The sequence below is a fragment of the Methanosarcina spelaei genome, from assembly GCF_002287235.1.
Taxonomy (GTDB): Archaea; Halobacteriota; Methanosarcinia; order Methanosarcinales; family Methanosarcinaceae; genus Methanosarcina; species Methanosarcina spelaei.
The window spans coordinates 1-9,852 of record NZ_LMVP01000076.1 but is presented as its reverse complement, the minus strand read 5'-3'; the positions used below and the strand labels follow the sequence as shown (position 1 = coordinate 9,852).

Sequence of the window (9,852 nt, the reverse complement as noted above, 5' to 3'; positions counted from 1 at the left end):
GGGATTATCCTGCAGGCGTAGTTCAATCCTCACCTGCAATCTCCACATACTACGACGACGGGGATGGGGAAGTATATATTTACTTCACAGAAAACACTGCTGCAGGCGGCGTATACTGCCTCAAGGACTCCCCCGGCTCCACGAGCCCTGAACTTGTCTGGAGTTACAGTGATAAAAGCAAGACAGCCTATACTCTTCAGGGAGTTGCAATCTCAGACGGCTGGATCTATTTTGGAACCGATAGCAAGTGCATCTTTGGATTTACAGCTCAAGACTCACAGGCTCCCTCGGCACCTGCTGCTGACTTCAGCGGATCCGCGCTTTCCGGGAACGCGCCCCTTTCAGTCCAGTTTACGGACAAGTCCACAGGTACCCCTACATCCTGGTCCTGGGACTTTGACAATGACGGAACTGTCGACAGCACGGAGCAGAACCCCAGCCATATTTACAATAAAACAGGCAACTACACTATCAAATTGACTGTAAGCGACGGAAACGACAGTGATGTTAAAGAAGTCCAGGACATGATCAAAGTCACTACTGCAGGGGAAGAGCCTCCTGTAGTCTCTGAGGACACCTGGTACCAGTTCCACAAGGATGCGCAGCACAGCGGGTACACGGACTCCGATGCTCCTGACAGCGCTAGCCTTGCCTGGACTGCCAAGCCACTTAACGAGACGTATTCCCTTGTCCCGAGTTCAAGCGTGTCTATTGCCGAAGGAAAAGTTTTCGGGCTCTGTAACGGCCCTACCGACGATGTGGGCAACCCCGAAACCTCCTACGGCCAGCTTGTAGCCTTTGACGAGAACACGGGAGAAGAGGTCTGGAATGTGACGGTTGAGGCTCCAGAATGGGGTTCATGGTCCTCTCCGGCCTATGATTCCGGCAAAGTTTTCGCATCTGCCGGGAAAGCGACATACTGCATAAACGCCTCGTCCGGAGAAATCATCTGGACTTTCCACAACCCAACCGACCTTGCTTCCTGCAACGGCGGGCCCTGTATCGGTGACGGGAAAGTCTTTGTAAGCGACTGGGACGGATGCAATTACTACTGCCTTGATGAAAAAGACGGAGCTCTCCTGTGGACCTTCAAGGTAGACGGGACATATGCCCAGTCTACTCCTGCTTACAAAGACGGTAAAGTCTACTTTTCATGCTGGACTACCTCAAATTCGGTCTACTGTGTAGATGCCGAAACCGGACAAAAGATTTGGCAAAGTGAAGAGTTTGAAAACGGCCCATGCGGCTCAGTATCAATAACTGATGAAGGATTATATGTCACTGTATTCAGTTTCGGTTCCTCAGACGGAATTTACAAGCTTGACCTGGCAGATGGTCATGTTCTCTGGGGAAGGTCTGACGTATCTCCCTCGGATTCGACACCAACCGTAGTAAACGGTAAAGTCTATTTGTCGACAGGCACAGTAGGCTACAGCGATCCAAAGACTTACTGCCTTGACGCTTCCGACGGGCACACCATATGGGAAACCAACGCCTCCGACAAAATAGGAGACTGGGCCTGTTCTACGGCTGTTGCTGATGGAAAAGTCTTTACCGGCGGGGCTGCCTCCGGACTCTTCACAGGCTCTTCAACACTTTACGCCTTTGATGCCGAAACAGGTGAACAGGTCTGGAACTACACAGGTTGCGGCTGTTCCCCAGCAGTTGCCGACGGCATGGTCTTCAGTGTCGGAAGCGGGAAAATATACGCTTTCAAGGAAATCCAAGGTTCTCTCCTCAATGCAGACTTCAGCTCGGATGTGAATTCTGGAGAAGCTCCCCTGACAGTCAACTTCACTGACGAGTCCGTTGGAGAAGGCATCACCACTTGGTCCTGGGACTTTGAAAACGACGGAACCGTCGACAGCATAGATCAGAACCCAATCCACACCTATAATGCCTCCGGTACCTACAGCGTGAAACTAATCGCGAACAATTCCAGTGGGAGCGATGAAGAGCTTAAGGTCGACTACATTACGGTCACGGAGCCTTCCGGGAACGATGGCAACGGTTCTTCAAACGATGGCAACGGTTCTTCAAACGATGGCAACGGTTCTTCAAACGATGGTAACGGTTCTTCATGTCAGGGCAATGGGTCTTCCTCAACCGTTTCCCTTACTGTCAAGATTGTTCCAGTAGTTTCCATTGAAGTTTCCCCTTCAGCCCTTGATTTTGGGGAACTGTCCCCTGGAAAAACCAGTGAGCCTCAGAATCTCAGTATCAAAAACACAGGAAGCTGCGACGTAAATGTTACAGCTAAAGTAGCCGATTCTTCTACTGGAGATAGTCTTTTCAGCCAGGGGCTGCTTCTGGACTCCCAGCTCTGGAATAAATACTTGAAGGTAATAGGAAAGGACAGCCAGGAAAGCGCAGCTGCGTCTCTCCGGGTCTCGTCTAACTATACAGAATCCGGAACTAAAAAAGGAGAGATAGTCTTCTGGGCGGAAGCAACCGATTAAGGCTACTTTCCTCCTTTTCTTTTTTTTGAAAATAGTAAGAACAAAAATCTCTCATACTTGTCTAAACATGGGAATTGTACTCATTTTTTTAAATTTATAAATGATTGACCCATGACTTATAAAATAGGCATTAGAGAATATCGAGGTTTGTGAATGAGACTGAAAGTCGTGTTACTCGTTATCGCTCTTGTGATCTCAGTGCAAGCGGCTGCAGGTTCTTCAAGTCTAGGTGTTGGCGTAAGCCCTGGAAACATGAGTTTCAAGCTTGCTCCGGCTACATCTGAAGAACAATCACTTTATGTGATAAACACAGGAAACGAAACCGCAACATACGGGATTTTCGTTGATGAAAATACTTATGACGATTGGTTTAAATTTTCTTCTAGCTCTTTTGATCTGAAAGCAGGAGAATACAAGGAAGTTAAAGTCAAACTCAATGTTCCTGCAACTGCAGAAACAGACGTCGAATGCAAATTAAAAATTCCATGTACTGTATCTGGAGAAGTCGTTGGAACCGGGGTTATAATCCCTGTTCATATTAATATTTCTACCTCAGGAGTGAGCTATTCTGAGGGAGGCTCTTCAGATACCAGTTGTTCTGGAGGGGAAAGAGGTTTCCCGAAGTCTTCCAATAATTCAGGAGTAAAAGAGATTTCACAGCAGCTTGTCGCAAAAGCCAGCAGTTCACTGGGTGATTCCAAACAGGATATTATTATATCTGCAGGTCAAAAATTGAAAGCTTCTACTGAAAATTGGGGGGAAATTGCAAACATGAGTCTTGATAGTGAAATCACAGGTCTTGGTAAAGTAACCAGGAGGTTTGAGGATCCAAATAGTATTTTTGGAAGTATAATTCAGTACGTTGATAAAGTGATCAAAATCTGCGTAAGCAAAGTTCTTGGCCTGATTTAAAGATTCAAAACAATTGTCTCAGTCGAACATCTCGCTTTTTGTTGTGAAAATGAAAAATCAATCTTACCTATAAGTGTCAAACTTGTTATCATTTTTGTTGGATTTATATCCAAAGATTAAGATTGTAAGTGAGTGGAAAAAACGGTGTAAGCCATTTTAATTCACTGTTACCACCTGAAAAGGAGAAACAAAAGTGGCTCTTCGTCATTCCCTATGGATAAAATGATTTTCAGTTCAAGACCGCATTGGTTTTTATGAGGACATTGTGAGGACATCCACACAAAATAACGAAGAGCCCAAAAAGTTAAGTCTACGGCTTCCCGAAACCTCCTAAATAAATGTAAATGAGTTAAACTGAAAAAAACAAAACAATCTACCGCTTCAGAAAATCGGGTATAGATGTTGAACAATTAGTAAAAAATAAATAAACCCTGAAACCTCCCTAAAAATTCAATAAATTTTGGAAAGCATTTAAAAAACGTGAAAATAGAAGTGAATAAACTAAGGCCTTTAATTTAGAAAATTTTTTAATAATATAATTGTCCAATTAACAAAGTACTCTTAGGTATAGAGATTCAAGAAAATTTCTAAGATTTAAAATAAAAATGAATTCAATAATCTATTCATTATTTTAGCTGATGACGTAAACACTTAGCTGAAAAGCTAAGAATAATTAGCTAAATTTGTTATCTGTGAAAGTGCTTAAATAATTAATTAGTTCAATTATACAATCAGTTTAATTCAGTATTATTGATAAATACTGGAATTTCAGGAAGAAAACTTTAATTAACCTGACAATTGCACTTTCTTTCATGTAAGTACAAAATCTGAACTATAATCGTTTTTATGTTTGGCTCCTGTTAAAAAAGCGATAGATGGTATTTGTGCTTGGGATAAAGTCCATTAATATTAATATAACATCTGCCTGGGAAAATCGCAGGAAATCAAAATTTCTGCAGTACATGTTCCAGATAAACTTCTAAAAAATCCAGTTGATCTGGCACTTCAAAAGGTCCGAAACCTAATTTGACTGCATTATAAAATTCAAAATGCAGACAGATTCTTCCGCTTATACCAACTGATAACCCCCCGATGAAAAATGTAGGAGGTATTCATAAGAAACTGAAAACACTTATTTTTCGTTACATAGCTCTGGCCTGAATTTTTCCTGAATACGGAAAAGTAAGGTACACCCTTCACCAAAAATCTTTATGGGTAATATAAAATTTTTGCCCAAAGAGTATTTTTAATTTTCAATTCGAACTGTGTTTTCATTCGGCGTTTATCTAGATCATTAAATGCTGTTACCGTCTATTTGATCACCGGGATATTAAATCCGCTTCCTTCAAAACCGGTAGATTCCGAGATCCTCGTAATAAAAAACAGAAAAACCAAATTCTAGTTCCGTTCTGCTCTCTTTAAAGGTCCGAAAATCCTTGCACCAAATAAACTCCTTTATCCGATCCAAAAACACTTCTTTTAACCTTCGGTTTATCGGAAATTTCCCAGTAGAACGGCACGAACCCCATGTGAAGTGTAGGAGAAACAAATAATGAAAAAAATGAAAGGTAAAATTCCCATTCTTTGCGCAATATTTCTTTTGATGCTGGTAATTATTCCGTCATCTGCAACGACTTCCGACCGGTTATTAGGTGGAGACTTATCAGACGGGGGATTCATCCCGGTTGCTAATTTCAGTGCAGATGTTAATTCCGGTACTGTCCCACTAACTGTAAATTTCACCGATGAGTCCACATACGCTGAAAGCTGGTCCTGGGACTTCGACGGCGACGATATTGTTGATTCTATAGATAAGAACCCTGTACACACCTATACAACAACCGGGAAATATTCAGTAAACCTGACGGTGACCAGCCCCAACATCAGAGATTCAGAGATAAAAACAGGTTATATCACTGTGACGGCTGACGGGTTTTCAGGTGTAGAAGGCGGTGAAAAAAATGTTTCAGTTGCGCCTGTACTTGATTCTTCGGATACGGTGGTGTTCAAGAACAACCTCTACCACACCGGAGTTACATCGCAGGCTGGTCCTATTGATGACCCTGAGCTGGTATGGTCTGCACATACAGGGTACATGAATACTAACCCCCTTGTTTTAGATGATCTTTTAGTATCCGTGTGCAGCTACGATATAAGTGTCCTCAACCGCACGACGGGAGATTATGTCTGGCACACCGTTACATCCGGAGAGAATCTTGGGACTGCATGCTACGGTGACGGAAAGCTATTCTATCCTGAAAGTTCCAAAGGAAAACTCTCTGCATATGATATTAGAAACGGGGAGCTTTTATGGAATGTAACAGGACTTGGAGGTCCTTATTCACAATTAAACACCCCCGTAGTATATGAAGACCATCGAATCTATTTTGGAATATTCAATGGGAATCCATCCGCTTATTATTGCTATTATGACAACGGGACCCAGTGCTGGAGTTATGAAGGGAGTGGCTATTACTGGGCAGGAGCCGCTGTGATCGGCGATTACCTTGTATTTGGAGGGGAGGATATGAACCTGACATCCCTCAACAAGAATACGGGTGATCTTGTGGATGAGATTAACGTATCCACTGTCTTCTCGATACCGACCAGCGGAGGCCAGATAGAGTCGTCGGTTTCATATGATGAAAATAGCAGTCGCTGTTATTTCACGACGGTCTCTGGGTATTGCTGTGGGATAGGGTTTGATAAAAGGACAGGGAAATTTGTCAAGACAGATAAGGTTTCACATAGTATAGGACCAAGCACTTCAACGCCCTCCGTATATAATGGACGGCTCTATGTCGGAGTCGGCAAGATGTTCAAATCTGGTGGTGGACCCTATCTATACTGCCTGAATGCATCAGACATGTCGGAAATATGGAAGTACACCGCAAACGGCATCATCCAATCTTCGCCTACAGTGTCCACCTACTATGAGAATTCAACAGGAGACATCTACATCTACTTTACAACAAATGCCAAAAATGGGACGGTGTACTGCCTTAAGGATCATGCGGGTAACTCCGATGCCATTGAGGCCTGGCACTGGACTCCTCCTGAGAGTATGCAGCAATATGTTCTTGCCGGGGCTGTACTTAAGCAGGGGTATCTATTTTTTGGAAACAACGAATGGAAAGGAAAGGCAGGTTGTACTTTTGCCCTCAAGGGGAGCGAGACTGGTCCTATTGTTTCAAAATTTTCCGCCGAAAATACATTTGGAAAGGCCCCGCTCAATGTATCTTTCTCTGATGAATCTTCAGGCTATGGAATCACCGAGTGGCTCTGGGACTTCGGAGATAACTCCACTTCGAACGAGAAGAGCCCTTTTCATGTCTACGAAAAGAATGGCTTATATACGGTAAGTCTCACTGTTATGAATTCTGAAGAGTCCAATACATCTACAAGAACAGGATTTGTCAATGTCACAGATCAGATCACTCCGGTAGCGGACTTTTCATATAGTGTTTCTGGAACTCAAAGTCCCGTATCAGTTGAATTCACCGATACTTCAAATAACACCAACTCTGCAACCACCTGGTTCTGGGACTTCGGTGACAATACAACCTCAAACCTTCAGAACCCGACTCACCAGTATACTGAAGAGGGCATGTACAGTGTAACCCTCACCGTTTCAAGCCAGTATGGAAATAATACTGTTAAAAAGTCCGGTATTATAGCAGTCGAGCCCTGGAATGTTCCCGAATGGGCTACAAACGATTCCTGGCCGCAGTTCCAGAAAGATGCACAGCATAGCGGCTTTTCTAAAGGAGTTGCACCGTCAACAGCCACCAGACTCTGGGTAAGTGACGACATCGGTGCTGTTAGAAGTTCTTCTATTGCAGTAACAGGGGGCAGAATCTTTGTGAATTGTAATGATAACGATACCGGAATGTCTGTCATCTGCAGTCTTAACCAGCAGACCGGTGCCGTCCTTGCTGGTCATGGTGAAGGGGATGGTGGTGGTTTTTATGGTTCCTGGTCTTCACCTGTTTATGATGATGGAAAGGTGTGGTGTGGCCTGAATAACTATCCCGAGGGTACCACCTACAACTCGGTAAATGGTGGTACGATGGTTGCAGACGGTAAGGTCTTCTCATCCAATTGGGATGGTAACCAGTACTTCTGCTTTGAGGAGTCCACCGGAGAAGAGCTATGGAATTTCAGTGTACCGGTCTCATCTTATGCGCAGTCCTGTCCCGCGTATAAGGATGGAAAAGTGTATGTTCTCTACTGGCATGGCTTCAGTGGAGGTGGTGAAAATTCGGTTTATTGTCTCAATGCAGATACAGGCGAGGAGATCTGGAGACATGCCAATATAAGTAGCAACCCCTGTGGATCTCCGATGATAACTGACGATGCCATCTACTTTACGACCCATAACCCGGACGGAGAAAGTGCACAGTTTTATGCACTGAATATCACTGACGGTTCAGTAAGGTGGTCCAACACCTCTATCATAGGCACAGACTCGACCCCGGCCTATGCTTATGGGAACATATATGTAAGTAGCGGTTATTCCCGTTATATCACATACTGCTTCAATGCCACAACGGGAGAGCTGGTCTGGGAAACTGATCCCAAAGACAAAATCGGGTTTTGGACCTGCTCACCTGCAGTTGCCGACGGCAAGGTTTATGTAGGGACTGGTGGTTCCGGAATCGTCTGCCTTGATGCCTATACTGGCAAGATAATCTGGCAGGACGAAGGGGGTGGCAGTACACCTGCGATCGTCGATGGAGTCGTATACTCCATCGGTAAAGATGGCAGAGTCTATGCATACTTTTCAAGCCAGCTTGTTTCTGATTTTGCAGCCAATCCAGTTTCTGGTGAAGCGCCACTGATAGTGCAGTTCAACGATACATCGAGTGGTTCTCCAACCTCCTGGTTCTGGGACTTCGACAACGATGGAACTGCCGACAGCACTGAGCAGAACCCTGTTCACACCTACACCATTGCCGGTACTTATAGTGTTAAACTTACCTCGACCAACGCAAACGGAAGCGATGAAGAGACTAAGACCAACTACATTACGGTCACTGAGTCATCTGGGAACCAGGGTAACGATACTTCCAACCAGGGTAATGGCTCTTCTGCCACGATTTCCCTGACTGTCAAGATTGTTCCAATAGTTTCGATTGAGGTCTCTCCTTTAGCTCTCGATTTTGGGGAACTGCCCCCCGGAAAAATCAGTGAGTCTCAGAATCTCAGTATCAAAAACACAGGAAGCTGCGATGTAAATGTTATATCTAAAGTAACCGATTCCTCTGCTGGAGCTAGTCTTTTCAGCCAGGGGCTGCTGCTGGACTCCCAGATCTGGAATAAATACATGAAGGTAATAGGAAAGAACAGTCAGGAGATTGAATCTGTCTCTCTCCAGGTTTCATCTGACTATGTAGAATCTGGAACTAAAAAAGGGGAGATAACCTTCTGGGCGGAAGCAGCCGAATAAGGCTACTTTCTTCCTTTTTTGAAAATTAAAGGGTCATGATTTTTACAAAGAGTCGTGAGAGAAGTTGTTAGCCAACCGGCTAATAATAATTAGCCAAAGATTTTTATCTGTAAAAGTCGAAATAATTAATTAGTTCAATCAGATACAATTAGTTCAATCAAATAAAATCAGTTTAGTCAGATCTAATTAGTTCAATCAGTTATTTCAGGAAATATCAAAATTTCCGTAGCATACATTCCAGATAAACTTTTTAAAAATCCGGTTGGTCTGGCACTTCAAAAGGTCCGAAACCTAACTGACTGCATTATAAAATTCGAAATGCAGGCAGACTTCCGCTCAGACCAACCGACAACCCCCATGAAAAACATAGGAGGTATTAAAAGAAAAGAAACTGAAAGCACTTATTTTCTTTACATAGCTCTATCCTGAAATTTTTTCTTGAACGCCAAAAAGTCAGACACACAATTTAGCAAAAATAGTAATGAGTAATATGAAATTTTGCTCAAAGAGTATTTTTAATTTCTTATATAGTATTTTTCATATTTATCTTTACTGGGTTTTGAAGCTGTTATCTCTTTCAGATCACCGGAATTTCATGCATCTACGGTTAAGTGAGGAATCGTGGCAAATTGCCTTCATTCCTACAACAGTTGCTATCAATTTTAACGTATTGTGGAATGGAGCAAACTATAGATTTATAGAAAAAGACCACTTTTAATCAGATTAAGGTGTAAAATCGATAGCTTTCAGGCAAGATAATTCCTTAACAAGTCTACAACCTAATTTTTGGACAATCAGTGATTTCAGAAAAGAGAATGAAAAATTGATTACTGAACTGTTCAAAATAGAGTTAAAGCAGCTAAAAATCTAGAAGTAATAGGTCTTGAGCAGTTAAGCATTGAAGGATCCATGGTAAAAGCTTCTGCATCAAAAAAATAATGTGTTTTTAGAAGAGATCCTGAGAGTTATTGGAGAACTGTCAAGGCCGGTGAATAATTCCTCATTTTAGCCGGATTAAAATTCCTCAATACC

General features: G+C 43.0%; 3 protein-coding genes and 1 pseudogene. All 4 read left to right on the top strand.

What is annotated here, in order from left to right; translation table 11 throughout:
• Nucleotides 1-2,459: outer membrane protein assembly factor BamB family protein (locus ASJ81_RS05610; RefSeq protein WP_141241596.1), on the top strand; the 2,459-nt coding region annotated here is incomplete at its 5' end.
• 153 nt (nt 2,460-2,612) lie between these two features.
• Nucleotides 2,613-3,371, top strand: coding sequence for a COG1470 family protein (locus tag ASJ81_RS05605; RefSeq protein ID WP_095643628.1), 759 nt, complete (start codon nt 2,613-2,615; stop codon nt 3,369-3,371).
• Between the two features lie 1,552 nt (nt 3,372-4,923).
• Entirely contained in the window at nt 4,924-8,820 is a 3,897-nt protein-coding gene (locus ASJ81_RS05600; protein WP_245859844.1) for a PKD domain-containing protein, read from the top strand.
• A 769-nt stretch (nt 8,821-9,589) separates the two neighbouring features.
• Nucleotides 9,590-9,756 (top strand): annotated as a pseudogene (locus ASJ81_RS05595) (IS1182-like element ISMac20 family transposase); the annotation flags it as partial.
• Between the last annotated feature and the right edge of the window lie 96 nt (nt 9,757-9,852).